Annotated in this window: 24 protein-coding genes and 2 tRNA genes; 18 read left to right on the plus strand and 8 right to left on the minus strand. The window is 66.4% G+C overall.

Annotation, left to right across the window (positions count from 1 at the left end):
* Positions 1-66 precede the first annotated feature (66 nt).
* The 4 genes from ettA to AC5Y21_RS12865 all read left to right on the plus strand — a co-directional run bounded on the left by ettA (position 67) and on the right by AC5Y21_RS12865 (position 7,776).
* Positions 67-1,743 carry an energy-dependent translational throttle protein EttA gene (ettA, locus tag AC5Y21_RS12850; protein WP_499912804.1) on the plus strand — a complete coding sequence of 559 codons (1,677 nt, stop codon included), beginning with the start codon at positions 67-69 and terminating at the stop codon, positions 1,741-1,743.
* 65 nt (positions 1,744-1,808) lie between these two features.
* Positions 1,809-6,671, plus strand: a complete 4,863-nt coding sequence (locus tag AC5Y21_RS12855) for an NAD-glutamate dehydrogenase (protein ID WP_499912806.1) — start codon at positions 1,809-1,811, stop codon at positions 6,669-6,671.
* The gene (locus AC5Y21_RS12860; protein WP_499912808.1) at positions 6,668-7,084 is read left to right on the plus strand and encodes an acyl-CoA thioesterase; all 417 of its coding nucleotides are present in this window, start codon (positions 6,668-6,670) and stop codon (positions 7,082-7,084) included. The genes AC5Y21_RS12855 and AC5Y21_RS12860 overlap by 4 nt, the downstream gene beginning before the upstream one ends.
* The gene (locus tag AC5Y21_RS12865) at positions 7,081-7,776 is read left to right on the plus strand and encodes a DUF8010 domain-containing protein (RefSeq protein WP_499912885.1); all 696 of its coding nucleotides are present in this window, start codon (positions 7,081-7,083) and stop codon (positions 7,774-7,776) included. The genes AC5Y21_RS12860 and AC5Y21_RS12865 overlap by 4 nt, the downstream gene beginning before the upstream one ends.
* A 124-nt stretch (positions 7,777-7,900) precedes the next feature.
* Here AC5Y21_RS12865 and AC5Y21_RS12870 read toward each other — a convergent pair whose 3' ends face one another.
* Entirely contained in the window at positions 7,901-8,257 is a 357-nt protein-coding gene (locus AC5Y21_RS12870; RefSeq protein ID WP_499912810.1) for a DUF4189 domain-containing protein, read from the minus strand.
* Between the two features lie 187 nt (positions 8,258-8,444).
* Positions 8,445-9,590, minus strand: coding sequence for an LLM class flavin-dependent oxidoreductase (locus AC5Y21_RS12875; RefSeq protein ID WP_499912812.1), 1,146 nt, complete (start codon positions 9,588-9,590; stop codon positions 8,445-8,447).
* Positions 9,591-9,755: 165 nt separating this feature from the next.
* Here AC5Y21_RS12875 and AC5Y21_RS12880 point away from each other — a divergent pair, with 165 nt between their 5' ends.
* Positions 9,756-12,518, plus strand: coding sequence for an AAA family ATPase (locus tag AC5Y21_RS12880; RefSeq protein ID WP_499912813.1), 2,763 nt, complete (start codon positions 9,756-9,758; stop codon positions 12,516-12,518).
* A gap of 35 nt (positions 12,519-12,553) precedes the next feature.
* Positions 12,554-12,856 (plus strand): nickel-binding protein, encoded by a 303-nt coding sequence (locus AC5Y21_RS12885; protein ID WP_499912815.1) that lies wholly within the window; start codon positions 12,554-12,556, stop codon positions 12,854-12,856.
* A gap of 22 nt (positions 12,857-12,878) precedes the next feature.
* Here AC5Y21_RS12885 and AC5Y21_RS12890 read toward each other — a convergent pair whose 3' ends face one another.
* Both AC5Y21_RS12890 and AC5Y21_RS12895 read right to left on the minus strand, forming a co-directional pair.
* A complete protein-coding gene (locus AC5Y21_RS12890) occupies positions 12,879-14,495 on the minus strand; it encodes a glycoside hydrolase family 13 protein (protein ID WP_499912817.1) in 1,617 nt (538 codons plus the stop codon).
* Positions 14,495-14,890 (minus strand): globin, encoded by a 396-nt coding sequence (locus tag AC5Y21_RS12895; protein ID WP_499912819.1) that lies wholly within the window; start codon positions 14,888-14,890, stop codon positions 14,495-14,497. The genes AC5Y21_RS12890 and AC5Y21_RS12895 overlap by 1 nt, the downstream gene beginning before the upstream one ends.
* Positions 14,891-15,042: 152 nt before the next feature.
* Between AC5Y21_RS12895 and AC5Y21_RS12900 the strand changes: the two genes are divergently transcribed.
* From AC5Y21_RS12900 to AC5Y21_RS12915, 4 genes are all read left to right on the plus strand, one after another.
* A complete protein-coding gene (locus tag AC5Y21_RS12900; RefSeq protein WP_499912821.1) occupies positions 15,043-15,708 on the plus strand; it encodes an HNH endonuclease in 666 nt (221 codons plus the stop codon).
* Between the two features lie 63 nt (positions 15,709-15,771).
* A complete protein-coding gene (gene ctaJ / locus AC5Y21_RS12905) occupies positions 15,772-16,005 on the plus strand; it encodes an aa3-type cytochrome oxidase subunit CtaJ (RefSeq protein WP_499912886.1) in 234 nt (77 codons plus the stop codon).
* A complete protein-coding gene (locus AC5Y21_RS12910; protein ID WP_499912823.1) occupies positions 15,992-16,459 on the plus strand; it encodes a DUF5130 domain-containing protein in 468 nt (155 codons plus the stop codon). The genes ctaJ and AC5Y21_RS12910 overlap by 14 nt, the downstream gene beginning before the upstream one ends.
* 67 nt (positions 16,460-16,526) lie before the next feature.
* Positions 16,527-17,321: a hypothetical protein gene (locus AC5Y21_RS12915; protein WP_499912887.1), complete on the plus strand. Its 795-nt coding sequence runs from the start codon at positions 16,527-16,529 to the stop codon at positions 17,319-17,321.
* Here AC5Y21_RS12915 and pepN read toward each other — a convergent pair whose 3' ends face one another.
* Positions 17,322-19,919, minus strand: a complete 2,598-nt coding sequence (gene pepN, locus AC5Y21_RS12920) for an aminopeptidase N (protein WP_499912825.1) — start codon at positions 19,917-19,919, stop codon at positions 17,322-17,324. It abuts the gene before it with no gap.
* A 103-nt stretch (positions 19,920-20,022) separates the two neighbouring features.
* On the opposite strand from pepN, the gene AC5Y21_RS12925 reads away from it, so the two are divergent.
* From AC5Y21_RS12925 to AC5Y21_RS12940, 4 genes are all read left to right on the plus strand, one after another.
* Positions 20,023-20,646, plus strand: a complete 624-nt coding sequence (locus tag AC5Y21_RS12925) for an Rv2466c family mycothiol-dependent reductase (protein ID WP_499912827.1) — start codon at positions 20,023-20,025, stop codon at positions 20,644-20,646.
* Between the two features lie 126 nt (positions 20,647-20,772).
* Positions 20,773-21,252, plus strand: coding sequence for a ribose-5-phosphate isomerase (locus AC5Y21_RS12930; protein WP_499912829.1), 480 nt, complete (start codon positions 20,773-20,775; stop codon positions 21,250-21,252).
* A gap of 19 nt (positions 21,253-21,271) precedes the next feature.
* On the plus strand, positions 21,272-22,078 hold the full coding sequence (locus tag AC5Y21_RS12935; RefSeq protein WP_499912831.1) for an Fpg/Nei family DNA glycosylase: 807 nt from the start codon (positions 21,272-21,274) through the stop codon (positions 22,076-22,078).
* Between the two features lie 105 nt (positions 22,079-22,183).
* Positions 22,184-22,483 carry an Mtp family mycobacterial-type pilin gene (locus tag AC5Y21_RS12940; protein WP_499912833.1) on the plus strand — a complete coding sequence of 100 codons (300 nt, stop codon included), beginning with the start codon at positions 22,184-22,186 and terminating at the stop codon, positions 22,481-22,483.
* A gap of 59 nt (positions 22,484-22,542) precedes the next feature.
* Here the strand turns inward: AC5Y21_RS12940 and AC5Y21_RS12945 are convergent, their stop codons facing one another.
* Together AC5Y21_RS12945 and AC5Y21_RS12950 are read right to left on the minus strand one after the other, a co-directional pair.
* The gene (locus AC5Y21_RS12945) at positions 22,543-23,736 is read right to left on the minus strand and encodes a serine hydrolase domain-containing protein (protein ID WP_499912835.1); all 1,194 of its coding nucleotides are present in this window, start codon (positions 23,734-23,736) and stop codon (positions 22,543-22,545) included.
* A gap of 31 nt (positions 23,737-23,767) precedes the next feature.
* Positions 23,768-23,838 (minus strand) — tRNA-Gly (locus AC5Y21_RS12950).
* Between the two features lie 163 nt (positions 23,839-24,001).
* Here AC5Y21_RS12950 and AC5Y21_RS12955 point away from each other — a divergent pair.
* Positions 24,002-24,075, plus strand: a tRNA-Pro gene (locus AC5Y21_RS12955).
* Here AC5Y21_RS12955 and AC5Y21_RS12960 read toward each other — a convergent pair.
* On the minus strand, positions 24,067-24,138 hold the full coding sequence (locus AC5Y21_RS12960) for a sortase B protein-sorting domain-containing protein (protein ID WP_499912888.1): 72 nt from the start codon (positions 24,136-24,138) through the stop codon (positions 24,067-24,069). The two genes, AC5Y21_RS12955 and AC5Y21_RS12960, sit on opposite strands and share 9 nt — an antisense overlap.
* Before the next feature lie 2 nt (positions 24,139-24,140).
* Here AC5Y21_RS12960 and tig point away from each other — a divergent pair, with 2 nt between their 5' ends.
* The 3 genes from tig (at position 24,141) to clpP2 (ending at position 26,924) form a co-directional block, all read left to right on the plus strand.
* Positions 24,141-25,568 (plus strand): trigger factor, encoded by a 1,428-nt coding sequence (gene tig, locus AC5Y21_RS12965; protein WP_499912836.1) that lies wholly within the window; start codon positions 24,141-24,143, stop codon positions 25,566-25,568.
* Positions 25,569-25,674: 106 nt separating this feature from the next.
* Entirely contained in the window at positions 25,675-26,283 is a 609-nt protein-coding gene (gene clpP1 / locus AC5Y21_RS12970) for an ATP-dependent CLP protease proteolytic subunit ClpP1 (protein ID WP_499912838.1), read from the plus strand.
* A complete protein-coding gene (gene clpP2, locus AC5Y21_RS12975) occupies positions 26,280-26,924 on the plus strand; it encodes an ATP-dependent CLP protease proteolytic subunit ClpP2 (protein WP_499912840.1) in 645 nt (214 codons plus the stop codon). The genes clpP1 and clpP2 overlap by 4 nt, the downstream gene beginning before the upstream one ends.
* Positions 26,925-26,957: the final 33 nt, after the last annotated feature.

Raw genomic sequence — 26,957 nt, forward strand, 5'->3', positions numbered from 1 at the left:
CCTGCTAGGCGATGCATAGGATGGTCCGCGAGATAAATCTGAAGACCAGAAAGGCATAACTGCGGCATGGCTGAGTTCATCTACACGATGAAAAAGGTCCGCAAGGCGCACGGCGACAAGTTGATCCTGGACGACGTCACGTTGAGCTTCTATCCAGGCGCCAAGATCGGTGTCGTGGGCCCCAATGGAGCCGGTAAGTCGAGCGTCTTGCGGATCATGGCCGGTCTGGACAAGCCGAACAACGGCGACGCCTTCCTGGCCACCGGCGCCTCCGTCGGCATCCTGCAACAGGAGCCGCCGCTGAACGAGGAGAAAACCGTTCGCGGCAACGTGGAAGAGGGCCTGGGCGACATCAAAGTCAAACTCGACCGGTTCAACGAGGTGGCCGAGTTGATGGCCACCGACTACTCCGACGAGTTGATGGAGGAGATGGGCCGGCTGCAAGAGGACCTGGATCACGCCGACGCGTGGGATCTGGACTCGCAGCTGGAGCAGGCCATGGATGCGCTGCGCTGCCCGCCGCCGGACGAGCCGGTGACCAACCTGTCCGGCGGTGAGCGCCGCCGGGTGGCGTTATGCAAGCTGCTGCTGTCGAAACCCGACCTGCTGCTGCTCGACGAGCCGACCAACCACCTGGACGCCGAAAGCGTTCAGTGGCTCGAACAGCATCTCGCCAGCTATGCCGGCGCGATTCTGGCAGTCACCCACGACCGTTACTTCCTGGACAACGTCGCCCAATGGATCCTGGAACTGGATCGGGGTCGCGCATATCCGTATGAAGGCAACTACTCGACGTATCTCGAGAAAAAGGCCGAACGCCTTGCGGTACAAGGCCGCAAAGACGCGAAGCTGCAGAAGCGGTTGACCGAAGAGCTGGCCTGGGTCCGGTCCGGAGCCAAAGCCCGTCAGGCCAAGAGCAAAGCGCGCCTGCAGCGTTACGAGGAGATGGCCGCAGAGGCGGAGAAGACCCGCAAGCTCGATTTCGAGGAGATTCAGATCCCGATCGGGCCGCGGTTGGGTTCGGTGGTGGTCGAGGTCGAACACCTCGACAAGGGTTACGACGGACGCACCCTGATCAAGGACCTGTCCTTCACCCTGCCCCGCAACGGCATCGTCGGTGTCATCGGTCCCAACGGCGTGGGCAAGACAACGCTGTTCAAAACCATTGTCGGGCTTGAGCAGCCGGACAGCGGCACGGTCAAGGTCGGCGAGACGGTCAAGCTGAGCTACGTGGACCAGGCCCGTGCCGGCATCAATCCGAAGCAGACGGTGTGGGAGGTCGTGTCGGACGGGCTGGACTACATCGAGGTCGGTCAGACCGAAGTGCCGTCCCGCGCGTACGTGTCGGCGTTCGGATTCAAAGGCCCCGACCAGCAGAAACCGGCCGGTGTGTTGTCCGGCGGCGAGCGCAACAGGCTGAACCTGGCGCTCACGCTCAAGCAGGGCGGCAACCTGATCCTGCTGGACGAGCCGACCAACGACTTGGATGTCGAGACCCTGGGTTCGCTGGAGAATGCGCTGGTGAACTTCCCCGGCTGTGCGGTGGTGATTTCGCACGACCGCTGGTTCCTCGACCGCACTTGCACGCACATCCTGGCCTGGGAAGGTGACGACGACAACGAAGCCAAGTGGTTCTGGTTCGAGGGCAACTTCGGTGCCTACGAGGAGAACAAGGTGGAACGGCTCGGCGCCGAAGCCGCTCGCCCGCACAGAGTGACCCACCGCAAGCTGACTCGGGACTAATGTCAGCTCTGCCACTGTCTGGCGGTTGACCGAGTGGTATCCGTCGCGAGTTGGGAGCAATCGGCATGACGATCGATCCCCGAGCCAGGCAGGATGTCGCGGCGTGGACCTCGTTCACGCAGAGCAGTGACATTCCGGAGTGGATCTCGAAGGCTTACATCGAAAGCTATCGAGGACCCCACGACGACGCGACGCAGCCCTCGGAGGTCCCGGCACCCGAACCCGCCTCACTGGTGACACCGGCAATGCTGGGCGCCCACTATCGCCTCGGCGAGCGCCGCGCGGCCGGTGAAAGCTGTGTCGGCGTCCACCCTGCGGACGATCCGGCCGGGTTCGGGCCCGCGCTGCAAGTGGTCACCGACCACGGCGGCATGCTGATGGATTCCGTCACGGTGCTGCTGCACCGGCTCGGGGTCTCCTACACGGCGATCATGACCCCGGTGTTCGAGGTCCAACGCAACTCGGCGGGCGAGCTGCTGAGCATCGAACCGAAAGCCGAGGACAGCTCGCCCTACGTCGGAGAGGCCTGGATACATGTCCAGCTCTCGCCTTCGGGCGACAGCAAGACCCTCGCCGAAGTCGAACGCTTGCTGCCCAAGGTCTTGGCCGATGTCCAGCGCGTCGCGTCCGACGCCGCACGGATGATCGCCACCCTGAGCGAGCTGGCGGCAAGCGTCGACAGCAATGCCGACGGCCACTATTCAGCGCCCGACCGCGAGGACGTCGCGGGGCTGTTGCGCTGGCTGGGCGACGGAAACTTCCTGCTGCTGGGTTACCAGCCATGCCGGGTGCAGGATGGTTTGGTCATCGGCGATGGGACCACCGGCCTGGGCGTGCTGCGGGCCCGCTCCGGCACCCGCCCCCGGCTGACCGACGACACCAAGCTGCTGGTCCTGGCCCAAGCCGCCGTCGGCAGCTACCTGCGTTACGGCGCCTACCCGTATGCCATCGCGATTCGCGAGAAGCTCGGCGACGGTGACGGCGGTGTTCTGGAGCACCGCTTCGTCGGCCTGTTCACCGTTGCGGCCACTAACGCCGACGTCCTGGACATTCCGATGATCTCGGGCCGGGTCCGCGCGGCGTTGACGATGGCCGCCAGCGACCCCGCCCACCCGGGCCAACTGCTGCTCGACGTCATCCAGACCGTCCCACGCCCAGAGCTCTTCACGCTCAACGCCGAGCGGCTGTTCACGATGGCAAAAGCCGTGGTCGATCTGGGGTCCCAGCGGCGCGCGCTGTTGTTCCTGCGCGCCGACCGGCTGCAGTTCTTCGTCTCCTGCCTGGTCTATGTCCCGCGCGATCGCTACACCACGGCGGTGCGCTTGCAGATCGAAGACATCCTGGTCCGGGAGTTCGGTGGGACGCGACTGGAATTCACCGCTCGCGTCAGCGAATCACCTTGGGCGCTAATGCATTTCATGGTGCGGCTGCCTGAGGGAGACCCGGCTGCGGCACCGGTCGACGTCTCGGAAGCCAACCGGCTCCGGATTCAGGCGTTGCTCAGCGAAGCCGCGCGGACCTGGGCCGACCGGCTGATCGGTGCGGCGGCGGACCGCTCCGACGGTGCCGTCTCGCGATCCGACGCCGAGCACTACGCCACCGCCTTCTCCGAGGCCTACAAGCAGGTCGTCACCCCGGCCGACGCCATCACCGACATCGCCATCGTCAACGAGCTAGGCGATGATTCGGTCAAGCTGGTGTTCGCCGAGCGCGACGAGCAGGGCGAGGCCCGGCTCACCTGGTTCCTGGGTGGACGCAGCGCCTCGTTGAGCGAGCTGCTGCCAATGCTGCAGAGCATGGGTGTGGTGGTGCTCGAGGAGCGCCCGTTCACGGTCACCCGGCCCGACGGGCTGCCGGTGTGGATCTACCAGTTCCGGATCTCGCCGCATCCGACCATCCCGATGGGAACGACCGAGGCCGAGCGCGACGCGACCGCGGAGCGATTCGCCGACGCGGTCACCGCGATCTGGCAGGGCCGCGTCGAGATCGACCGCTTCAACGAGCTGGTGCTGCGGGCCGGATTGACTTGGCAGCAGGTGGTGCTGCTGCGCGCCTACGCGAAATACCTACGGCAGGTGGGTTTTCCATACAGCCAGTCCTACATCGAATCGGTGCTCAACGAACACGCGTCCACCGCGCTATCGCTGGTCAATTTGTTCGAGGCACTGTTCGATCCCAGGCCATCGGGTGCATCGGCCGGCCGCGACGCGCAAGCTGCCGCCGCCGCCGTAGCCGCCGACATCGACGCGCTGGTGAGCCTGGACACCGACCGCATCCTGCGCGCCTTCGCGTCTTTGGTCCAGGCCACCTTGCGAACGAATTACTTTGTGACACACGACGGTTCGGCCCGCAGCCGTGACGTGTTGGCGCTCAAGCTCAACGCTCAGCTGATCGACGAGCTGCCGCTGCCACGCCCGAAGTTCGAGATTTTCGTGTATTCGCTGCGCGTCGAAGGCGTGCATTTGAGGTTCGGCCCGGTGGCCCGCGGCGGCCTGCGCTGGTCAGACCGCCGCGATGACTTCCGCACCGAGATCCTCGGCCTGGTCAAGGCGCAAGCGGTCAAGAACGCCGTCATCGTGCCGGTCGGGGCTAAGGGTGGGTTCGTCGTGAAGAAGCCGCCGCTGCCCACCGGCGACCCCGCCACCGACCGTGAGGCCACCCGCACCGAAGGCGTCGCCTGCTATCAGCTGTTCATCTCCGGACTACTCGACGTCACCGACAACGTCGATCACAAGACCAGAAACGTCAACCCGCCGCCTGAGGTGGTGCGGCGCGACGGCGACGACGCCTACCTGGTGGTGGCCGCGGACAAAGGCACCGCCACGTTCTCCGACATCGCCAACGATGTCGCCAAGTCCTACGGGTTCTGGTTGGGCGATGCTTTCGCGTCCGGCGGATCGGTGGGCTACGACCACAAGGTCATGGGCATCACCGCTCGGGGTGCCTGGGAGGCGGTCAAGCGACACTTCCGCGAACTCGGAGTCGACACGCAGACCGAGGACTTCACCGTCGCGGGCGTCGGCGACATGAGCGGCGACGTGTTCGGCAACGGCATGTTGCTGAGCAAGCACATCAGGCTGATCGCGGCATTCGACCACCGGCACATCTTCCTCGACCCCGACCCCGACGCCGCGGTCTCGTGGGACGAACGCAAGCGGATGTTCGACTTGCCCCGGTCCAGCTGGGACGACTACGACAAGTCGCTGATCAGCGAAGGCGGCGGGGTATACAGCCGCGAGCAGAAGTCCATCCCGGTCAGTGCGCAGGTCCGCGCGGCGCTGGGCATCGACGGCCCGCGAGAAGGGGCCACCGAGATGTCGCCGCCCACCCTCATCCGCGCCATCCTCGAGGCACCGGTGGATCTGCTGTTCAACGGCGGCATCGGCACCTACATCAAAGCGGAGGCCGAATCCGATTCCGATGTCGGCGACCGCGCCAACGATCCGGTGCGGGTCAACGCAAATCAGGTGCGCGCCAAGGTCATCGGCGAAGGCGGCAATCTCGGTGTCACCGCGCGGGGTCGCGTCGAGTTTGATCTTTCCGGCGGCCGGATCAACACCGACGCGATGGACAATTCCGCGGGCGTGGACTGTTCCGACCACGAGGTCAACATCAAAATCCTGATCGACTCGCTGGTCACGGCTGGCAAGGTCCAACCTGAGGAGCGCACCGCGCTGCTGGAGTCGATGACCGATGAGGTCGCCCAGCTGGTGCTCGCCGACAACGTCGACCAGAACGACCTGATGGGCACCAGCCGCGCCAACGCGGCCAGCCTGCTGCCGGTGCATGCCGATCAGATCAGGCACCTGGTGGAGCGCGGCCTCAACCGCGAACTGGAGGCGCTGCCGTCGGAGAAGGAGATTCACCGGCGCACCGAGGTCGGGCTGGGGCTCACCTCGCCGGAGCTGGCGACGTTGATGGCGCACGTCAAGCTGGAGCTCAAAGAGGAGGTGCTGGCCACCGAGATGCCGGATCAGGATGTCTTCGCATCCAGGCTGCCGCACTACTTCCCGAAGCCGCTGCGCGACCGTTTCACCCCGGAGATCCGCTCGCACCAGCTGCGCCGCGAGATCGTCACGACCATGCTGATCAACGATCTGGTGGACACCGCCGGCATCAGCTACGCATTCCGCATCACCGAGGACGTCGGTGTCACGCTGATCGACGCGGTGCGCACCTATGCCGCCACCGACGCCATCTTCGGTATCGGTCATGTATGGCGCCGCATCCAGGCGGCGAATCTGCCCGTCGCGCTGTCGGACCGGCTGACCCTGGATACCCGTCGGCTGATCGACCGGGCCGGACGCTGGCTGCTGAACTACCGCCCGCAACCGCTGGCCGTCGGGGCCGAGATCAACCGGTTCGCGGCGAAGGTCCGGGCGCTGACGCCGCAGATGTCGCAATGGTTGCGCGGCGACGACAAGGCCATCGTCGAGAAGGAAGCCGCCGAATTCGCCGCGCAGGGCGCACCCGAGGATTTGGCCTACCGGGTCGCGGCCGGCCTGTACCGCTACAGCCTGCTCGACGTCATCGACATCGCCGACATCACCGAAATCGAGGCGCCCGAAGTCGCCGACACCTATTTCGCCCTCATGGACCGGCTGGGGACCGATGGGCTGCTGACCGCCGTGTCCCGGCTGCCGCGAAACGACCGCTGGCATTCGTTGGCGCGCTTGGCGATTCGTGATGACATATATGCCTCGTTGCGGTCGTTGTGTTTCGATGTGCTTGCGGTCGGGGAACCGGACGAAAGTGGTGAAGAGAAGATCTCAGAGTGGGAACACACCAGCGCATCACGGGTGGAGCGGGCACGCCGCACGCTCATCGAGATCCAGGAGAGCGGCGAGAAGGATCTCGCGACGTTGTCGGTGGCCGCGCGTCAGATTCGCCGCATGACGCGAACCAGCGGACGAGGGTCGTCTGGATGAGCGTCGGGTTCGTCGCGCCGGTGCCGGTGCGCTGGTCGGACATCGACATGTACCAGCACGTCAACCACGCGACCATGGTCACGATTCTCGAAGAGGCACGTGTGCCGTTTCTCAAGGAGCCGTTCGGTGCGGACATCACCACCATCGGCTTGCTGATCGCCGACGTCCGGGTCACCTACAAAGATCAACTGCGCCTGGCCGATTCGCCGCTGCAGGTGACGATGTGGACCAAGCGGCTGCGCGCGGTGGACTTCACCCTGGGTTACGAAGTGCGCTCCGTCAACGCCGACCCGGCGTCCAGGCCGGCCGTCATCGCCGAGTCGCAGCTTGCCGCGGTGCATATCGAGGAACAGCGCCTGGTGCGCTTGTCGCCCCATCATCGGGAGTATCTGCAACGGTGGCTCAGGGAATAAACGGGGAATCGCGGGATCGCACGACGCGAGCCGAGCGCGGGCTCTGGCTGCGTGACGCGGCCCACCGCGCCGACCTGGCTACGTTCGTGGACCATGCGATGCGGCTCGACGACGCCGCGGTCATCCGGATCCGCGCACGGTCCGCCGGACTGCTCACCGCATGGGTGGCAACGAGTTTCGACGTGCTGGCCAGCCGGGTGGTGGCCGGCAGGGTGCGGCCCGACGATATGTCGGTCGGTGCGGACGGGCTGGCGCGGGGCCTTTCGGCTATGGACGCCTCGGGCTACGTCGACCCGGGCTTCTCGATGGACGCGGCATGGCGTGGCGCATTGCCACCGGAATCCGGCTTTACCCACCTCGACGACATACCGGCCCGGGTGATGCTGGATCTCGCGGCCAGTGGTGCCCGACTCGCCAAGGAGCACAGCAGTTCCCACGGCCCGCCCGTCTCGCTGCTGGACCAGGAGGTGATCCGGGTCAGTTCGGCTGACGCCAGCGTCGGGCTACCTATGCGTTGTGTGTTCGCCTTGACCGCAATGGGTTTCCTGCCCCAGTCACCCGACCAAGCCGACGCAACAGTGGAAGCCGACGAAATCATCAGGGTCCGGATTCTGCCGACGTGGTTGCGGGTCGACGCCCGGTTCGGCTCGGTGTATCGGCGTCGCGGCCAGCCGGCGCTGATGCTGCGCTGACATCGGGACCTCGGCGGTGGCGCCGCGGGCCGGCAACATTTGTGCCAACCCAACGGCGCCACCTCCCCTTATTTCCCCCCCGGGGCTATTGATCAGCGGTTCGAGGATGTTTTCGGCACTCTTCTCAGCACCGGGTAACCACGATGTGTCCGCCGGGACGGCCGCCGAGTGCGGCAGCTTCGGCCGCGCCCTTGTTGGACCGAGCGGCCCCGGACCATCCGCTGTTATTGCGCGCCGCTGATACGCAGCCTTGCCCGGTGGCAATTTCATTGCAGATGGCCGCACCCGTCCGCTGGCACTCGTCGTTCGCTCTTGCCCGTGCGGCGGATGCGGTGGGATAGTCGTCGGCCGCACCCCACCGCGTCCCGTTGTGCTCGATAAAAATCGACGACCATGTGGTGTCGGCGTGAGCCGCCGGCGAGATAGCCAGCCCCGCAGCGAAAACAGTCGCGGCCGCTACGGCATTGAATTTCCAATTCATGATTCCCCCTACTTCTGGCGAACGTGAACTCGAAGGGCGGCTCGATGCTGAACCAATTCGCGTGCCCCCGGGTTCACACTCAAGGTTTGCTGGCTTGAACGCTAGGAGGCGAAAGACTGGTCAGATAGAGGGATTTCCCTTGTCTTCGCCTGGATTGCGCACGCCCGAAGGCTGGTTCTGGACTCGGCTACAGGCGTTTGAGTCCGCGGATGATGGCGTTGAAGTGCCGCGCGGACGCCAGTCCTTTGCGCAGGCTGCGCTGCAGCGGGCTGACGTTGGCGAGGATGAGGTAACGCACTCCGCTGTCCCGCCATTGCGCCGCTTGCTCCAGCACTTCGTGGGGTGGGCCGGTGAGTGCGGCGTCGCGTAGTACGGCGAGCGGAATCTGTTCGATGTAGGACAGGGCGGTTTGCTCGTCGATGTCGTGGGGCAGTAGGTCCTGGCCGCCCGAGAAGCCCGCACCCATGGGGTGTTGAGCGCCGTGGCGCGCGAATAGCTCGTCGGGGAAGTTGAGGCCACCGATCCTGATCAGTTCGGAGTTGAGGGCTTCGTCCACGTCGTGACGGCTTTTTCCGGTCACGACCGGCAACCACATGGCCGGAACGATGTTCATCGGGTCGCGGCCGGCGTCGGAGGCAGCGCCGCGCACGATCTCCAGCCGTTCCGCGTAGTCGCGGGGTCGCTGCGCGTAGGCGGGCAGGAAGCCGTTGCCGTAGCGACCGACCGCGCGCAGCATGCGAGGTTTGTGGCCGGCGATCCAGATTTGGGGCCATTGCCCTCGGTACGGCGGTGTTTGGAACACGGCGTTGCGTAGTGGGAAGTACCGCGAGTCTCGGTTGACCAGTTCACCATTGGAGTCCCACAGTGCCCTGATGGTCGCTATCGCTTCTTCGAATCGCGCGACGGGCCGAGACCAGTCGACGCCGTAGGGCTCGTTGCCCTCCCGCTCGCCGGGGCCGATGCCCAGGATCGCACGCCCACGAGTCAGCAGGTTCAGCGTCGCGGCGGCCTGTGCCGTGACTGCCGGGTTGCGCCGCCCGGTGTCGGTCACCGCAACACCTAATCGGATGCGGCCGATGCGGTTCCGCGCGGCCAGGTGCCCGAGCATGGTCCAGGGCTCCAGGTAGGCATCCACCGCCGGCACCAATCTCACGGCGCCGCAGTACTTCTGCTGCCACAGCGAGCGGGGGAACAAGCCGTTCAGGTGGTCGGGGACCCAAAACGAGTCGACGCGATTTGCCGCCGCGCTCAGATACGACATTCGGGTGAAGGCCTCGGCCCTGGGCCGTGACACGAAAAGCGGACCCTGCACCCCTACCCGAAGCCCGGCCATGACGACGCCCCTCCCGCTGTGATGCCTCAGTCTGGCGCAGGCGGGCGATCCCGCGGGTGACAAATCGCGATCCGGTACGGGGCTTTTATTTCGGCCGGTTTTAGGCAATTCCTCTGCGGTACGTGTGTGCTGATTGGGAGGATTCTTGGCGTGTCCGGAGGGAGGGTGAAGCGGGCGACGGAAGCTCGCGCGGTCGCCGATCTCCTCTCGCGCGCCCAAGCCGGTCCTGCGGGATTGGTGGTCGAGGGCGAGGCGGGCATCGGCAAGACCACGTTGCTGCTGGAGGCCGCCGTCGCGGCGGAGGACCTGGGGTTTCGCGTGCTGTCGGCGCAGGGCTCACCTGCCGAGGTGACCTATGCGTATGCGGCGGTGGCGGATCTGTTGAGGGATGTCGACGACGCGATGCTGGCGGCGTTGCCGGAGGTGCAACGGATTGCGCTACAGCGCGCCCGCGTCGGCGAATTTGCCGGCGGCGGGCCGGCTACCGACGAACGCGTGGTGGCCAACGGCTTCTTGTCGGTCATTGAACGCATCAGCGCGCAAGCTCCCGTGCTATTGGCGATCGACGACTCGCAATGGCTGGACGCTTCCAGTCGCGCGGTGGTCGGCTTCACCGCTCGCCGGCTCACCGGCCGGGTCGGGTTGGCGCTGTGCGTGCGAACCGGCGAGGTGGGGTCGGAGGACGGGCAATCGTGGTTGCAGTTCCGCCGGCCCGACATCGTCAGCCGGGTGCGGATGCAACCGCTGAGCCTTGGGGGTGTGCACACGCTCGTGGCGGCCCGGCTGGGCCGTACCCTGCCGCGGCCGGCGATCACCCGGATCCATCAGATCTCCGGCGGCAACCCGCTTTTCGCGATCGAATTGGCTGCTTCGTCCGCAACTGACGTGGCGGCCACGACGGTTGAGCTGCCGGATAATCTGGCCGCGCTGGTGCGCCGGCGGATCGGTCACGCCGACGACGATGCCGCGACGCTACTGCTGGCCGCGGCGTGTAGCGCAGCGCCGACGGTGGAGTCGGTGGGTGCCGCCACCGGCATGTCGGCAGTCCGTGTGGTCGAGGTACTGGAACCGATGGAGGACCTGCGCGTCATCACCCTGGACGGAAATCGGGTGCGGTTCACTCATCCGCTGTTTGCCACCGGCGTGTACACCAATGCGACCGCCTCGCGTCGCAGGGCCATGCACCGCGAGTTAGCCGCGCTGGACAAGCGCCCGGAGGTCAAGGCCCGCCATCTGGCTCTGGCCGCCACCACCGGGGATTCAGATGCGCTGTCGGCTCTGGATGCGGCCGGCGAAGCCACTGTCGCGCAAGGCGCACCTGCGGTCGCGGCCGAATTGATCGAACTGGCCCTGAAATTGGGCGGGGACACCGCCCCTCGGCGCATCCGCGCGGGGGAGTTGCACTTTCGGGCGGGTTCCTTGGTGGCGGCGCGCAGGCATCTGCAGACAGCGCTCGACACAGCGACACCAGGGGTGCTGCGCTGTCTGGCGCTGATGTGGCTTGGTGCGGTGAAGGCCTACGACGACGATATGACCGGCGCGGTCGAAGCGATGAGCGCGGCCGTCGACGAGGCCGGCGACGACGCTGCGCTGGGGTTGCTGTGTCGGCTGCGCCTGGCGCTGATGCTGGTGATGACCGACCGACTCGGCGAAGCGATGAAACGTGGCGAGAAGGCGGTCGAGCTCGCGGACCAACTGGGCGTACCAGGGTTGCGCAGCCAGGCGCTGTCGATTTGGGTCGCCGGCAAATTCGTATGGGGAGACGGCGTTGACCAACAAGCCTTGGACATCGCACTGGAGCTGGAGGATCCCCGCGGCGGGGCGACGACGTTTTTTCAAGCCAGCGCCGTACAGGCAATGATCTCTGCCTACACCGGTGACCTCGATCTGGCCCGGGCCCAGATGCGCGCAGTCCAGCAACGAATGCTCGACGGCGGCACCGAAGTCGACGTCATCTGGGCCGCAGTGCACATCGCCGCCATCGCGGTCTGGTCGGGCCGTTACGCCGAGGCCACCGAGGCGGCCGACCAAGCAGCGCAACGCGCCGAACAGATGGGCGGGCGCCTGGTGCTGGTCACGGCTTGGACCCAGCAGGCCGCTGCCGCCGCATACACCGGCCGCGAAGCCGACGCACGCGCCGCGGCACAGGCCGCAATCACTACCGCCAACGAGATCGGCGCGAGTCAGCTGGCCAAAGAGCCGACGAACAGCTTGGCTTTTCTCGAAGTTTCGCTGGGCAATTACCCCGCCGCGCTCGCGATTCTGCAGCCCTACATCGAGGCCTTCGACCCAGCTCGCGGGACCGAGATCGAAGGCGGCGGCCATTTGCCCGACGCGATCGAGGCGCTGAGCGCCCTGGGCCGCACCGACGAGGCCGAGACGCTGGTCGAGGCCCTTGAGCGCAATGGAGCCCGCCATGATCGGCCGTGGATGTTGGCGATCGGCGCGCGCGGGCGCGGCCATGTGCTCGCCGCGCAAGGCGATCTCGACGGGGCTCAGCTCGCCCTCAAGCAAGCGATGGTCCACCACCAGCGCCTCCCGATGCCGTTCGAAACGGCCCGCACCCGGCTTCTTTTGGGTCAGCTGCAGCGCCGCCGCCGACGCAGGCAAGACGCCGCGGCCACGCTTCGCGAGGCGCTGGACACCTTCGAGCGGCTCGGCACGCCGCTGTGGGCGTCCCGCGCGCGAGCAGAACTTGCCCGCCTGGACAGTCCCCGCGGCGACGGTGAAGGGCTGACGGCCGCCGAGCAGCGCATCGCTGCGCTGGCCGCGACCGGGCTGTCCAACAAACAACTCGCCGTAGAGCTGTTCATCTCCGAAAAAACGGTCGAGATGAACCTCAGCCGCATCTACCGCAAACTCGGTATCCGGTCCCGAGCCGGGCTGGCCGTAGCGCTGCGAAACAAAGATGTCGAGGGAAATCCCTGATTCAACCTTCGGCGGTCGTCGCTACCGTCAGCGTGGTGAGCACCACCGTCCCGGCGATTTCATGCTTCCTGGTCGAGTGGTACCAATCCGGTCCCGCCGCGCTGACCGCCGAGGCCGCCGCCGCCCACCTCGCCCGTACCGCGGCCGCCGACACTCACGTCCCGCCCGTCACCCTGGTGATGGCGCTTATCGTGCCCGAGGATCAAACCTTCTTCGGAGTGTTCTCGGCCGTCAGCGCCGACGCGGTGCTCCAAACCTGCCAGCGTGCCGGCTGGCCTGCCGACCGCATCAGCAGCGACGTGCACTCCTGGCCGCTACCCGACCGGCTCCACACATAGGGCGGTAGACAGGAGTGACTGGCTACACCAGCCAGGCCGCACTGTTCGGTGGCAATCGATCACCCTCGAACGCCGCGCTGGCCAGGATGAGTCTGCCGGGCGGCAGCTTGATCGGCCGGGTGCCGGCGTTCAGGGCGCACACCAGGCCACCGCCGCGACGCCGGAAGATCAGCGCTTTGCGCGGCGCGGTAAGCCACTCGATCCCGGTGCCGTCGAATTCAGGCTGCTCCCTGCGTAGTTCGAGTGCCCGCCGAAAAAACGACAGCGTCGAGCCGGGATCTGCGCGCTGCTTTTCGACGGTCAGGGCCGCCCATTCCCGCGGCATCGGCAACCACGTGTCGGTATTGGCCGAAAACCCGAACGGGGGACTGTCGCCCGACCACGGCAGCGGAACCCGGCACCGATCGCGGCCCCGTTCGGTATGTCCGGACCGTTCCCACGTCGGGTCCTGCAGCACCTCGTCGGGCAACTCGACGTCGGGCAAGCCGAGCTCCTGCCCGTTGTAGATGAACGCCGCGCCCGGCAGGGCGAGCATCAGCATCGCCATGGCCCACGCCCGGCGCAGCCCGATCGCGCCGCCACCGTAGCGGCTGACTTCGCGGCCCACGTCGTGATTGGCCAGCGTCCAGGTCGGCGTGGCGCCCTGCAGTGCCACTGCCGCAAGCGAGTTGTCCACCGCGTCGCGGATGTCGGCCGCGTCGAACTCGGTTTGCGTCAACCGGAAATTGAAGCCCAGGTGCAGTTCGTCGGGACGCAGGTAATCGGCCCAGCTGGCGTTGTCGCGGACCCACACCTCGCCCACGGTCACCGCCCCGGGATAGTCGTCGACGATCGCGCGGATGTCGCGGTGGATCGCGTGCACGTTCGGGTGGTTGAAGCGGGGGTCGTCGTCGGTGTGGCGCAACACCTCGGTGTCGCCCGGGGTATCGGGCAGGTCGGCCGGCTTGGCCATGCCGTGGGCCACGTCGATCCGGAAGCCGTCCACGCCGCGTTCCAGCCAGAACCGCAGCGTTTTCTCGAAGTCGTCGGAGACGTCCGGGTGGTCCCAGTTCAGATCGGGCTGTTCGGCGTCGAAGAGGTGCAGATACCACTGGCCGGGGGTGCCGTCCGGTTCGGCCACGCGGGTCCAGGCCGGCCCGCCGAACACCGACTCCCAGTTGTTGGGCGGTAGCAGCCCGTCCGGGCCGGCGCCGTCGCGGAAGAAATAGCGGTCCCGCGCCGCGCTGCCCGGCCCGGCGGCCAGCGCCGCCTGAAACCACGGATGCGCCGAACTGGAGTGGTTGGGCACCACGTCCATCGTGACTTTGATACCCAGCCGGTGTGCCGCGGCGATCAGCCGCTCAAACGCGGCCAGCCCGCCGAACAGCGGGTCGATGTCGCGTGGATCGGCGACGTCGTAGCCGTGGTCGGCCATCGGCGAGACGGTGACCGGGTTGATCCAGATCGCATCCACGCCAAGGTCTTTCAGGTGATCCAGCCGGCCCGTCAATCCGTCCAGGTCGCCGACCCCGTCGCCGTCGCTGTCGGCGAACGATCGCGGATACACCTGGTAGAAGACGGCGTCCGACCACCACACCGGCTTTGGGCGACGAGCGCTGGCGCGAGGAGAGACGAAGCCCATCCGGATTCGCTCGGCCATCAAAGGGGGGAGTTGACGAGGGAGTGGGCCGCCATCTCGAGGTACTCGAGCAGCTCGCGGCGGTGCTCGTCGTCCAGGGTCTGCGAGTCGATCGAGGCCACCGCCGTGTGCATGCACCGCAGCCAGGCGTCGCGCTCGATAGGCGTGATCCGGAACGGGACGTGACGCATCCGCAGCCGGGGATGGCCGCGCCGGTCGGAGTACGTTCGCGGGCCGCCCCAATACTGCTCGAGGAACATTCTCAGGCGTTCTTCGGCGCCCGCGAGGTCGTCGGCGGGGTACAGCTCGCGCAGTATCTCGTCCTCGGGAACCTGTGCGTAAAAGCGCGAAACGATCGCGTTGAAGGTCTCGGCACCGCCGACAGCGTCGTAGAAAGACTGTTGTCTTTGATCCATCTCCTCCATTGTGGGGCATCCGCCAGCGCCGCCGCCTGGGCGGGCCGATGGCGGCCCGGAGCCGCCGGTTGTTCACCGCCTCGACACGGCGCGCACCTGCAATAAGGGTGCGATCGGCGTCGAATCATGGTGGACTGTTCCGCGGAGGATCTATGGCGCAGGGCAAGAGACGCCGCAGCCACCGCAGTTCCGGTGCCGCGGCAGGGTTAACCGGGCCCCCGACCGCGTCATGTCTGCATAGTGTCGAAACTTATCCACGTGTCGATACCCATCCGCCCAACCGCCACGACAGCGTGTCGATCTGGAGTCGGCGCCGGGTGCTCCTGTTGAACTCCACCTATGAGCCGCTCACCGCGCTGCCCATGCGGCGGGCGATCGTGATGGTGATGTGCGGCAAGGCCGACGTGGTGCACGACGACCCGGCCGGGCCGGTCATCCACTCGGCGACCAGGTCGATCGTGGTGCCGTCGGTGATCCAGCTGCGAACCTATGTGCGGGTTCCCTACCGCGCCCGGGTGCCGATGACCCGCGCCGCGCTGATGCATCGCGACCGTTTCTGCTGCGCCTATTGCGGGGGCAAGGCCGACACCGTGGACCACGTGGTGCCACGCAGTCGCGGCGGTGACCACTCGTGGGAAAACTGCGTCGCGTGCTGTTCGACCTGCAACCACCGCAAGGGCGACAAGCTGCTCACCGACCTCGGCTGGGCACTGCGCCGGACGCCGTTGCCGCCGACCGGGCAGCACTGGCGACTGCTGTCCACCGTCAAGGAACTGGACCCGTCCTGGGCCCGATACCTCGGCGAAGGCGCGGCCTGACGTTTATCGAGTCCTAGCTGCACCGGCACCGCCCGGTGGGATACGGTTTGCGTCGTGAGCGTTCTGCAGATCCACCTGTACTTCATCGGGATTCCGCTGTTGCTGGTCGCGGTGCTGGCGATCATGATCTGGGCGGGCAAGCCACGCCACCCCGCGACCTACAAGCTGTCGGAGCCGTGGACACACCCGCCGATCCTGTGGGCCGCCACCGACGAAGCGGTCGGCGGCGCGCACGGACATGCGAGTCATGGAGAAGCGCAGTTCACAGTCGGAGGTGGCGCCAGTGGCACGTGGTGAGATTGCGACGATCGAGCCGGCAGAACTCCCCAAGGGCTGGGCGCTGACGACCAGCGGTCGGCTGTCCGGGGTCACCGAGCCCGGAGAGTTGTCCGTGCACTACCCGTTCCCCATCAAGGACCTCGTCGCCATCGACGACGCGCTGAAATACGGCTCGCGGGCGTCACAGGCGCGGTTCGCCATCTACCTGGGTGACCTGGGCAGCGACACCGCCGCGCGGGCGCGCGAGATCCTGGCCGACGTGCCGACGCCGGACAATGCCGTGCTGCTGGCCGTCTCGCCCAACCAGAGCGTCATCGAGGTGGTCTACGGCTCGGCGGTGCGAGGGCGCGGCGCCGAGTCGGCCGCACCGCTGGGGGTCGCGGCCGCGTCCTCGGCGTTCGAGCAGGGCGAGCTGGTCGACGGGCTGGTCAGCGCGATCCGCGTGCTCAGCTCGGGAATTGCCCCGGCTTAGCTTCCGCACGAGCATTCCCCCACCGGCACCGGTGAGCCGCTACGAGCAAGCGCTGCGGGATGCGGGGCTGCTTCGCGGTCCTGGCTCAGGGGGCCATAAGCAGTGGCTGGTCAATGCCGAACGCCGGCACGTGCCTGCCGCGGTCATCGTCGAGATCGCTCAACGGCACGGCATCGGGCCCGACAGTTTCGCGGTGCTTCAGGACATGGATGAGATCAAGGACCCCGTCGGCAAGTCGTTCTACCTCATCCCCCCGGGCATCAGCGCCGTGCCGGCGCGCATGGCGGTGCTGATGACCTACATCCTCAACGCGGGCACCGACTACGGGAAGGCGGGCGAGCAGCCCGGCGTCACCAACGACTTCCCCGAGACGCCGTACTCTGCCGCCGAGGTGCAGCGGATCGCCGACCGCCAGCAAGCGAACCGGTGGAGCTACTACCAGGACGTCGCGTTCGTCGAACGCAACGGCGGGCGCCTGGCCGCGACCCCCAACGGCATCCTGATGGGTCTGGGCGGCAACAGGATCCAGCGTCTGCTCAGCCAGCACGGCGGCACCGCGTGGGGCGACATCTTCATGGTCAACATCGGCTCTAAAAACCCGAGCAACCACGCCCAGCTGCTCCGCCTCATCGTCGAGTCCGGGCACGCCTGGTTCGCCGACGACGACGGCAGGCCATTTGAGACCAACCTCGCCCTGGACCGCGTTCTGCACCACGAGGAGCGACACTGCGCACAGTGGGCGGCCAAAGGCTATCTGGGCATGATCAGGGGCTACGGCCGGGAACTGGTCCGCGAGCGGGTCTTTCGCAAGACCAACCGGATCGAGGAGGACGCCGGGCTGTCCGACGGCGGGTACCGCTGATCAGCCTTCTGTCGAGGCATCGAACTTCCGGGCCCGCAGCGACCGCTTCACGGCCGCCTGGCCTTCCAGGACCAGCCGGCGCAGGGCTGGCGGGACCTCCGATTCCGGCGCGGCCAGGAACGTGTCGGCGGCGGCGACACCGGCGTCGCTGATGTCCCAATACGGGTACAGGCCGATCACCACGGATTGGGCGACTTCACTGGATCGCCGGGCCCACACTCCGGGAATCGCTTCGAAGTAGCGCGACGTGAACGGTCTGAGCAGCTCCGCCTGACCCGGCGCGACGATGCCGGCGATGATCGCGCGGCCGGTGGTGTTGGCCAGTGTGTCGTCCTCGACCACGGTGGTGAACGCCTGCTCTTTGACACCGAATTGCGGCCGTGCGGCCGATGCCTGGGCACCGTGTCGCTTGCCGGCGGCTGTCGGGTCGCGTCGTATTTCGGCGTCGATTCGCGGCGACTCGGGTCCGTCAGCGTCGATGGCCCCGGCGGTCGCCAGCGCGGTCACGATGCGCCAACGCAGGTCCGTGTCGACGTCCAGGCCCGCCAGCCCCAGCTCGGCGGGGTCCCCATCGACTAGTGCCGTGAGCGTCTCCACATGCCGCGGCGAGAGCACCGACGAGCACAGCACGTTCACGTAGGCGAGCTGATGGTCCGAGCCGGGTTCCGCGGCGCGCGCCAATTCCAGCAGCCGGTCAGCGAACTGCGGCCAGCCTTGCTCGGCGGCCCAGCCCGGCTCGGCATAGGAAGTCAGCGCCGTCTGCGCCTGCATCAACAGCCGCTGCAGCACGCCGACCTCGGTTTCGGTGTGGATGCCACCCGACACCAGGGCCACGAAGCCGCGGGCCCGCAGTTCGGCCTCGCGGGTCATCTCCCAGGCCGCCGACCACACCAGCGTGCGGGGCAGCGGATCGGCAATGTCGGCGATCCGCTGCAGCGCGGTCTGCAGCGAGCCAGGGTCCAGCCGCAGCGAACAGTAGGTGAGGTCGTCATCGTTGACCAGAATCAGCTTGCCGCTCGAAACACCAACCAGCGCAGGAACTTCCGTTTCCGAACCGGTCACGTCGAGTTCCTCGCGGTGCACCCGGACCAAGCGGCCGGACCCGTCGGAAACATCCTCGTCGTAGATGCCCACCGCCAGTCGGTGCACCCGGGTCTCACCCGCACCCGGCGCGGCGCCGCTCTGCACGACCGTGAAGCGGGTGAACCTGCCGTCAGCGTCGACGTCGAATTCCGGGCGCAGCGTGTTCAGCCCGGTGGTTTTCAGCCACTGCCGACCCCAATCCGACAGGTCGCGACCGGAGGCCTGCTCCAGCGCGCCCACCAGGTCGTCGAACGTGGCGTTGCCGAACGCGTGGGTGCGGAAGTAGTCGCGCAAGCCGGCCAGAAAGTGCTCCAGCCCGACGTAGGCGACCAGCTGCTTGAGCACCGACGCTCCCTTGGCGTAGGTGATGCCGTCGAAGTTCACCTCGACGGCGGCCAGGTCAGGGATGTCGGCGGCGATCGGGTGTGTCGACGGCAATTGGTCCTGGCGGTAGGCCCACGACTTCTCGACGGTTGCGAACGTGGTCCAGGCCTCGGTGAATTCGGTGGCTTCGCTTTGGCACAGCACCGAGGCGAAGGTGGCGAACGACTCGTTGAGCCACAGGTCGTCCCACCAGGTCATGGTGACCAGGTCGCCAAACCACATGTGCGCCATCTCATGCAGCACCGTCTCGGCGCGCCGCTCGTAGGAGGCGCGGGTGACCTTGCTGCGGAAAACGTAGTCTTCCAGGAAGGTCACCGCGCCGGCGTTTTCCATGGCGCCGGCGTTGAACTCGGGCACGAACAGCTGGTCGTACTTGCCGAACGCATACGGTAGGCCAAAGTGCTTGTGGTAGAACCCGAATCCCTGCTTGGTCTGGGTGAACAACCGCTCGGCGTCCATATGGCCGGCCAGCGAGGCCCGGCAGTAGATGCCCAACGGAATCTCGCCGTGTTCGTCGGAGTAGACGTCCTCCCACGACGCGTACGGCCCGGCGATCAAGGCCACCAGATAGGTGCTCATCCGCGGCGTGGTGGCGAAGGTGTGCACGCCGTCCGAGACGCTGGTCGCGGAACCGTTGGAGATCACCTTCCAGTGGCTGGGTGCGGTGACCCGCACGTCGAACGTGGCCTTGAGGTCGGGTTGGTCGAAGCAGGCGAACATGCGCTTGGCATCCGCGGTTTCGAATTGCGAGTACAGGTAGGTCTCGTTGTCCACCGGATCGACGAAAAGATGCAGGCCCTCACCGGTGTTGGAATAACGGCAGTCGGCGTCGACGACGACCACGTTGCGGTCGGCCAGTCCGGTCAGCGGTATGCCGGTCGACTCGTCGTAGCCGGAGACGTCGAGGTCACGGCCGTTGAGGCTGGCGCTGCGGACCGTGTCGGCGGCGATGTCGATCACCGTGTCGGCGCCGGCGAGCGCGTCGAACACCACGGTGGTGATGGACCGGAACGTGCGGGAGCCCGGAGCGCCGTTACCGTCGGTCACGTCGAGATCGAGCTGGTAGCTGGCGACGGTAATCAGGTCGGCGCGTTCGACAGCCTGGTCCCGCGTGAGGTTAGGAAGAGCCACGGGCTCCAACTTAGACGTCGGGACGGGAACAGGCGCGCGGCGATTACGGTTGTCTTGAACGGTGTTCTGACCGTCATGAGACTTCCTAGGAGAGGACTGCGTAATGGCTGACAAGACCCCCGAGAAATCCGTCGCCGATTTCTGGTTCGATCCGCTGTGTCCGTGGTGCTGGATTACGTCGCGCTGGGTTCTCGAGGTGGAGAAGGTTCGCGACATCGAGGTGAACTTTCACGTCATGAGCCTCGCGGTGCTCAACGAGAACCGTGAGGACCTGCCCGAGCAGTACCGCGAAAACATGAAGAAGGCCTGGGGCCCGGTACGGGTGGCAATCGCCGCCGAGCAGGCCCATGGCGCCGCTGTGCTGGCTCCGCTGTACGCCGCGATGGGCACCCGGATTCACAACGAGGGCAACAAGGACCTCGACGAGGTCATCAAGCTTTCCCTGGCCGACGCCGGACTGCCGGCGGACCTGGCCGAGGCCGCGACCAGCGACGCCTACGACGACGCATTGCGCAAGAGCCACCACGCCGGGATGGACGCGGTCGGTGAAGACGTCGGTACCCCCACCATCCACGTCAACGGTGTGGCGTTCTTCGGCCCGGTGCTGTCCAAGATCCCGCGCGGCGAGGAGGCCGGCAAGCTTTGGGACGCCTCGGTGACGTTCGCGGCCTACCCGCACTTCTTCGAACTCAAGCGGACCCGCACCGAGCCCCCCCAGTTCGACTAGCCGCCCCAGCGCCCACTGTGAACTTTCCGGCGCGACACGCCGAATCAGCGTCGCGCTGTTCACTGTCGGCAGGCAAGGGTGATGGGGGTGACGGCTCCGTGCAGCAACTCGTGCACAATGTCGGGCATGCGCGTCTACCTGGGGTCTGACCACGCTGGTTTCGAGCTCAAGCAGCAGATCATCGATCACTTGACGAAGACCGGCCACGAGCCGATCGACTGCGGCGCCTTCAGCTACGACGCCGACGACGACTACCCGGCGTTCTGCATCGCCGCCGCAACACGCACGGTCGCCGACCCCGGCAGCCTGGGCATCGTGCTGGGCGGCTCGGGCAACGGTGAGCAGATCGCCGCGAACAAGGTTCCCGGTGCCCGCTGCGCGCTGGCGTGGAGCGTGGAGACCGCCACCCTGGCCCGGGAACACAACAACGCGCAGCTGATCGGCATCGGTGGCCGCATGCACACCGTCGACCAGGCGCTCGCGATGGTTGACGCGTTCGTGACCACGCCGTGGTCGAACGCCGAACGCCACCAACGGCGTATCGACATTCTCGCCGAATACGAACGTACCCATCAGGCGCCGCCGGTCCCCGGCGCCAAGTCCTGACACGGCCTGAGGGCCACCCGTGCCAGAAGGCCATACCCTGCACCGGCTGGCCCGGCTGCATCAGCGCCGCTTCGGTCGCGCACCGGTCGCGGTGTCCAGTCCCCAGGGCCGGTTCGCCGATCCGGCGGCCGTGGTGGACGGCCGGGTGCTGCTGCGCGCCACCGTGTGGGGCAAGCACCTGTTCCATCACTACGCCGGCGGCCCGATCGTGCACGTGCACCTCGGTCTCTACGGCACCTTCACCGAATGGGCGCGTCCGGCTGACGGGCCGCTGCCCGAACCGGTGGGACAGGTCCGGATGCGGATGGTCGGCGTCGAGTACGGCACCGACCTGCGCGGCCCGACGGTGTGTGAGCTGGTGGACGAAGGTCAGGTTGCCGACGTCGTCGCCAGGCTCGGGCCCGATCCGTTGCGCGCCGACGCTGAGCCGTCGTGGGCGTGGGCCCGTATCCAGAAGTCCCGCAGGCCGATTGGCGCGCTTTTGATGGACCAGACCGTCATCGCCGGCGTGGGCAATGTCTATCGCAACGAGCTGCTGTTCCGCCACCGCATCGATCCCTATCGGCCGGCACAGGGGATCGGCCGGGAAGAGTTCGATGCGGCCTGGACCGATCTGGTGGCGCTGATGAAGGTCGGCCTGCGCCGCGGCAAGATCATCGTGGTCGCCCCCGAACACGACCATGGTCCGCCGTCATACCGGCCCGGGCGGCCACGCACCTACGTGTACCGGCGCGCCGGCGAGCCGTGCCGGGTGTGCGCGACGACAATCCACACCGCAGTGCTGGAGGGCCGCAACCTGTTCTGGTGCCCCACCTGCCAGACCTGACGTTTTTGACGTTTATGAAAGCCCAAGTCAATTGGCAGGAAACCATAAGCAAGAAACGCCATCGTCTACTGTTTTCGCTCAGGCTGGACAGGTAGAAAGTGCGTTGTGAAAACTCTTCCACGTTTAGTCGCAACAATTTTCGCTATGACCGCCGGTTTGGGTCTGGCCGGTGCGGGCGTCGCGTCCGTCGCCCAGGCGCAGCCGACACCCATGCCGGCCTACCACTGGTGCCCGGGACAGTATTGGGATCCGGGCTGGGGCCAGAACTGGGACGGCGGCAACTGCCACGACGATCACCACCGCGACATGGACGGCTGGGACCACAGTCGTGACTGGAACGGCCCGCCTGAAGACCGCGACCGCGACCACCAGGGGCCATGGCAGCCGCAACCTTGGCAGCGCTGATTCTGGGTACGCCAGCGTGATCCGACCGGTGCGAGCCATCCGAGGGGTGGCTCGCACCCCTAACCCGGGATGACTCCGAGCGCCGCGTAGACCTGGTCGCTGAGGGCGACGCTGCGCGGGTCCGCATTGGCCTTGGTGGCGTCGAACCGGTTCGCGACGTACGCATAGCCGATCCGGTGTTCCAAGTCGACGAAGCCGAACGAGCCACCGAGCCCGCCATGACCGAAAATGCGCGGGTTGGGGCCGTTGACGCAGCGCTGATTGAGCATGTAGCCGAGGCCCCAGCCATGGTCGGCGACCCGGGGACCGAGCACCAGATCAGGCTCGAGGCCGCCCTGCGACACCCGAACGCGCTCCATCTGCTCCCGGCTGAGTAGCTTCTCCTGGGCCAGCGCGTTATAGAAGGTGGCCAATCCCAGCGCCGACACCTGCCCGTTGGTGCCGGGGAATTCGAGCTCCCGCCACAGCTGCAGGTTTTCGGTGTCCAGGTCGTCGTCGGGCAGGAAACCCATCGCGATCGACATCCCAGCCTTGGGGTGTTCGTCCAAACTGGTCGGGTAGCCGGGCGCACCCAACTCGGCCAGCAGCTGTCGGCCCGTCGGCTTGTTCACCCGCTCGGCACAGCGGATTTGCTCGGCCGCGGACAAGCCGATGTGGATGTCGGCGCCGAGCGTTTCGGCGATCTCGGTGCGCAGGTAATGACCGACGGTGCGACCCGTGACCCTGCGGAACACCTCGCCGACGATGAACCCGTACGTCGTCATGTGATAGCCCTGCGCGGTTCCGGGTTTCCACCACGGTTCGGAACCGGCCAGTTGTTCGCAGACGAAGTCCCAGTCGACGAGTTGCTCGGTGGTCAATCGGGTGCGCGGCCCGATCACACCGGAGCGGTGGCTCATCACCATGCCCAGGGTGATGTCTTCCTTGCCGGCCTGACCGAATTCGGGCCAATAGTGAGCCACCGGCACCTGCAGATCCAGCTCACCCCGGTCGACCAGCTGGTGGACGCAGGTGGACGTCATGCCTTTGGTGCCGGACAGCACCGTGGTCAGTGTGTTTTCCTGCCATGGCCGGGTGCCGGCGGCGTCAGCCGAGCCGCCCCACAGGTTGACGACGAGTTCGCCGTCGACCCACACCGCGACGGCTGCGCCGACGTCGCGGCGCGTGGCGAAGTTCTGCTCGAACGCATCGCGTACTCCGACGAAGGCCGATGCGCACGAGCCTTGGGTGTGAGCATCGTTAAGGTCGCTCATGGCGCCTTTCTCTGCGCGAACACCTGGTCCGAGCGGGCGACGGGAATCGAACCCGCGTAGCTAGTTTGGAAGACTAGGGCTCTACCATTGAGCTACGCCCGCGTGCATTAGTCGAGCGCGACTGTACGTTGCGGCAGACGTCAAATCTAATCGAAGCTGTTTAGTAACCGCGCTGTGAGGTCCGCGAGTCCCGGACGTCCCGGACGTCACAGCGACGCCGGTGCCCAACCTGGCGCTGAAGGGCTTTAGGATCGCGAGGTCAGTGCGGGGTGTAGCGCAGCTTGGTAGCGCATCCGCTTTGGGAGCGGAAGGCCGCAGGTTCAAATCCTGTCACCCCGACCGACCGACCAGGAACGACCCCAAAAATAACGACCCGAAAAGAAAGATCTCCGAGGAGCACACCCGTGAAGAGCAGTGTCGAGCAATTGAGCCCCACCCGGGTGCGCATCAGCGTGGAGGTGCCCTTCACCGAGCTCGAGCCCGACTTCAGGCGCGCCTACAAAGAGCTGGCCAAACAGGTGCGACTGCCCGGCTTCCGGCCGGGCAAGGCGCCCGCGCGGCTGCTGGAGGCCAGGTTCGGCCGGGAGGCGATGCTCGACCAGGTCATCAGCGAGGCGCTGCCCAGCCGGTACGGACAGGCCGTGGCCGAGTCCGAAGTTCAGCCGCTGGGCCAGCCCGAGATCGAAGTGACCCAGAAGGAGTACGGCCAGGACCTGGCCTTCACCGCCGAGGTCGACGTCCGGCCGAAGATCGACCTGCCCGACCTGAGCGCCCTGAAGGTCGAGGTGGAACCGTTCGAGGTCAGCGACGACGACGTCGACGCCGAACTGCAGTCGTTGCGGTCCCGGTTCGGCACCTTGACCGGGGTGGACCGGCCGGTGCAGACCGGTGACTTCGTCTCGATCGACCTGTCGGCCACCATCGACGGCGAGGAGGTGCCGAACGCGGCCGCCGAGGGGCTGTCGCACGAGGTCGGCTCCGGCCGGCTGATCGCCGGACTCGACGACGCGCTGGTCGGCCTGTCCGTCGACGAGTCCAAGGAGTTCACCGCGAAGTTGGCGACCGGCGAGCACGCGGGACAGGACGCGCAGGTCACCGTCACGGTCAAGTCGATCAAGGAACGCGAGCTGCCCGAACCCGACGATGAGTTCGCGCAACTGGCCAGCGCCTTCGACACGATCGACGAGTTGCGGGCCAACCTCGCCGAGCAGGTACGCCACGCCAAGCGCGGCCAGCAAGCCGAGCAGATTCGCAACGCGACGCTCGAGGCGCTGCTCGAGCAGGTCGACGTGCCGTTACCGGAGTCGTACGTGCAGTCGCAGATCGAGGGCGTCATGCACCACACGCTCAGCGGCCTCAACAACGACGAAGCCAAGTTCAACGAACTGCTCGTCGAGCAAGGCTCTTCGCGTGAGGAGTGGGACGCCGAGGCGCGCACCGCATCCGAGAAGGACGTCAAGCGGCAGCTGCTGCTGGATGCTTTGGCCGATGACCTCGAGGTCCAGGTCGGTCAGGACGACATCACCGAACGACTGGTGGCCACATCTCAGCAGTACGGCATCGAGCCCCAGCAGCTGTTGGGCTACCTGCAGCAGAACAACCAGCTGCCGTCGATGTTCGCCGATGTGCGGCGCGAGCTGGCCATCAGGGCTGTGGCCCAGGCGGCGACGGTCACCGATACCGACGGCAGCACCATCGACACCGATGAGCTCTTCGGCAAACACGAGCACACCCACGGCGAAGACGAGGCAGACGAGGCTGACGAAGCAGACCCGGCCGAAGAAGCCGAAGAAGCAGCCGACGCTGAGGCCGAATCCTCATCCGGAACATGACGCTGTGAGCGAACGCGCCCAGGTCGCGGGATGCGTGACCCCCACGCGGTGTGTTGGTTTGGCTAGTGTCGGTGCATAACGACCTCAAGAAAGCAGGTATCCCACTGTGAGCCAAGTGAGTGACATGCGTTCGAACTCGTTGGGTTTAAGCCTCACGGACTCGGTGTATGAGCGCTTGCTCTCCGAGCGCATCATCTTTCTGGGGTCGGAGGTGAACGACGAAGTCGCCAACCGGTTGTGTGCCCAGATTCTGCTGCTCGCCGCCGAAGACGCCGAGAAGGACATCAACCTCTACATCAATTCGCCTGGCGGGTCGATCAGCGCCGGCATGGCGATCTACGACACGATGGTCCTGGCCCCCTGCGACATCGCCACCTACGCAATGGGAATGGCCGCCTCGATGGGCGAGTTCCTGTTGGCGGCCGGCACCAAGGGCAAGCGCTACGCCTTGCCGCACGCCCGGATCCTGATGCACCAGCCGTTGGGTGGGGTGACCGGTAGCGCTGCCGACATCGCCATTCAGGCCGAGCAGTTCGCCGTCATCAAGAAAGAGATGTTCCGGCTCAACGCCGAATTCACCGGACAGCCGATCGAGCGCATCGAGGCGGACTCCGATCGCGACCGCTGGTTCACCGCTCCGGAAGCCCTCGAATACGGTTTCGTCGACCACATCATCACCCGCGCCGCCCACATCAGCAACGGAGAAGTCCAGTGAGTACTCACCACCACCAGATCCAACCGCAGGCGCGGTACATCCTGCCGTCGTTCATCGAGCACTCCAGCTTCGGCGTCAAAGAGTCCAACCCTTACAACAAGCTGTTCGAGGAACGCATCATCTTTCTCGGCGTCCAGGTCGACGACGCCTCGGCGAACGACATCATGGCGCAGTTGCTTGTGCTGGAATCGCTGGATCCCGACCGCGACATCACCATGTACATCAACTCGCCGGGCGGTGGGTTCACCTCATTGATGGCGATCTACGACACCATGCAGTACGTCCGCGCCGACATCCAGACGGTGTGCCTGGGTCAGGCGGCCTCGGCCGCGGCGGTGCTGCTGGCCGCCGGGACGCCCGGCAAGCGCATGGCGTTGCCCAACGCTCGGGTGCTGATCCATCAGCCGTCGTTGTCGGGCGTGATTCAGGGGCAGTTCTCCGACCTGGAGATCCAGGCCGCCGAAATCGAGCGGATGCGCACGCTGATGGAGACCACGCTGGCCCGCCACACCGGAAAGGACGCCGCGGTGATCCGTAAGGACACCGATCGGGACAAGATCCTGACCGCTGAAGAGGCCAAGGACTACGGGATCATCGACACCGTGCTGGAGTACCGGAAGCTCTCCGCGCAGACCGCCTAGCGTCTCTTCGCCGAAACTGTAATCCTGCAGCGA

It is taken from the genome of Mycobacterium sp. NGS41 (assembly GCF_059812725.1).

Coding starts and splice junctions, on each gene's coding strand:
- ettA (WP_499912804.1), top strand. CDS start 67: ATGGCTGAGTTCATCTACACGATGAAAAAGGTCCGCAAGGCGCACGGC.
- AC5Y21_RS12855 (WP_499912806.1), top strand. CDS start 1,809: ATGACGATCGATCCCCGAGCCAGGCAGGATGTCGCGGCGTGGACCTCG.
- AC5Y21_RS12860 (WP_499912808.1), top strand. CDS start 6,668: ATGAGCGTCGGGTTCGTCGCGCCGGTGCCGGTGCGCTGGTCGGACATC.
- AC5Y21_RS12870 (WP_499912810.1), bottom strand. CDS start 8,257: ATGAATTGGAAATTCAATGCCGTAGCGGCCGCGACTGTTTTCGCTGCG.
- AC5Y21_RS12875 (WP_499912812.1), bottom strand. CDS start 9,590: ATGGCCGGGCTTCGGGTAGGGGTGCAGGGTCCGCTTTTCGTGTCACGG.
- AC5Y21_RS12890 (WP_499912817.1), bottom strand. CDS start 14,495: ATGGCCGAGCGAATCCGGATGGGCTTCGTCTCTCCTCGCGCCAGCGCT.
- AC5Y21_RS12895 (WP_499912819.1), bottom strand. CDS start 14,890: ATGGATCAAAGACAACAGTCTTTCTACGACGCTGTCGGCGGTGCCGAG.
- AC5Y21_RS12900 (WP_499912821.1), top strand. CDS start 15,043: ATGGCGCAGGGCAAGAGACGCCGCAGCCACCGCAGTTCCGGTGCCGCG.
- AC5Y21_RS12925 (WP_499912827.1), top strand. CDS start 20,023: ATGGCTGACAAGACCCCCGAGAAATCCGTCGCCGATTTCTGGTTCGAT.
- AC5Y21_RS12930 (WP_499912829.1), top strand. CDS start 20,773: ATGCGCGTCTACCTGGGGTCTGACCACGCTGGTTTCGAGCTCAAGCAG.
- AC5Y21_RS12945 (WP_499912835.1), bottom strand. CDS start 23,736: ATGAGCGACCTTAACGATGCTCACACCCAAGGCTCGTGCGCATCGGCC.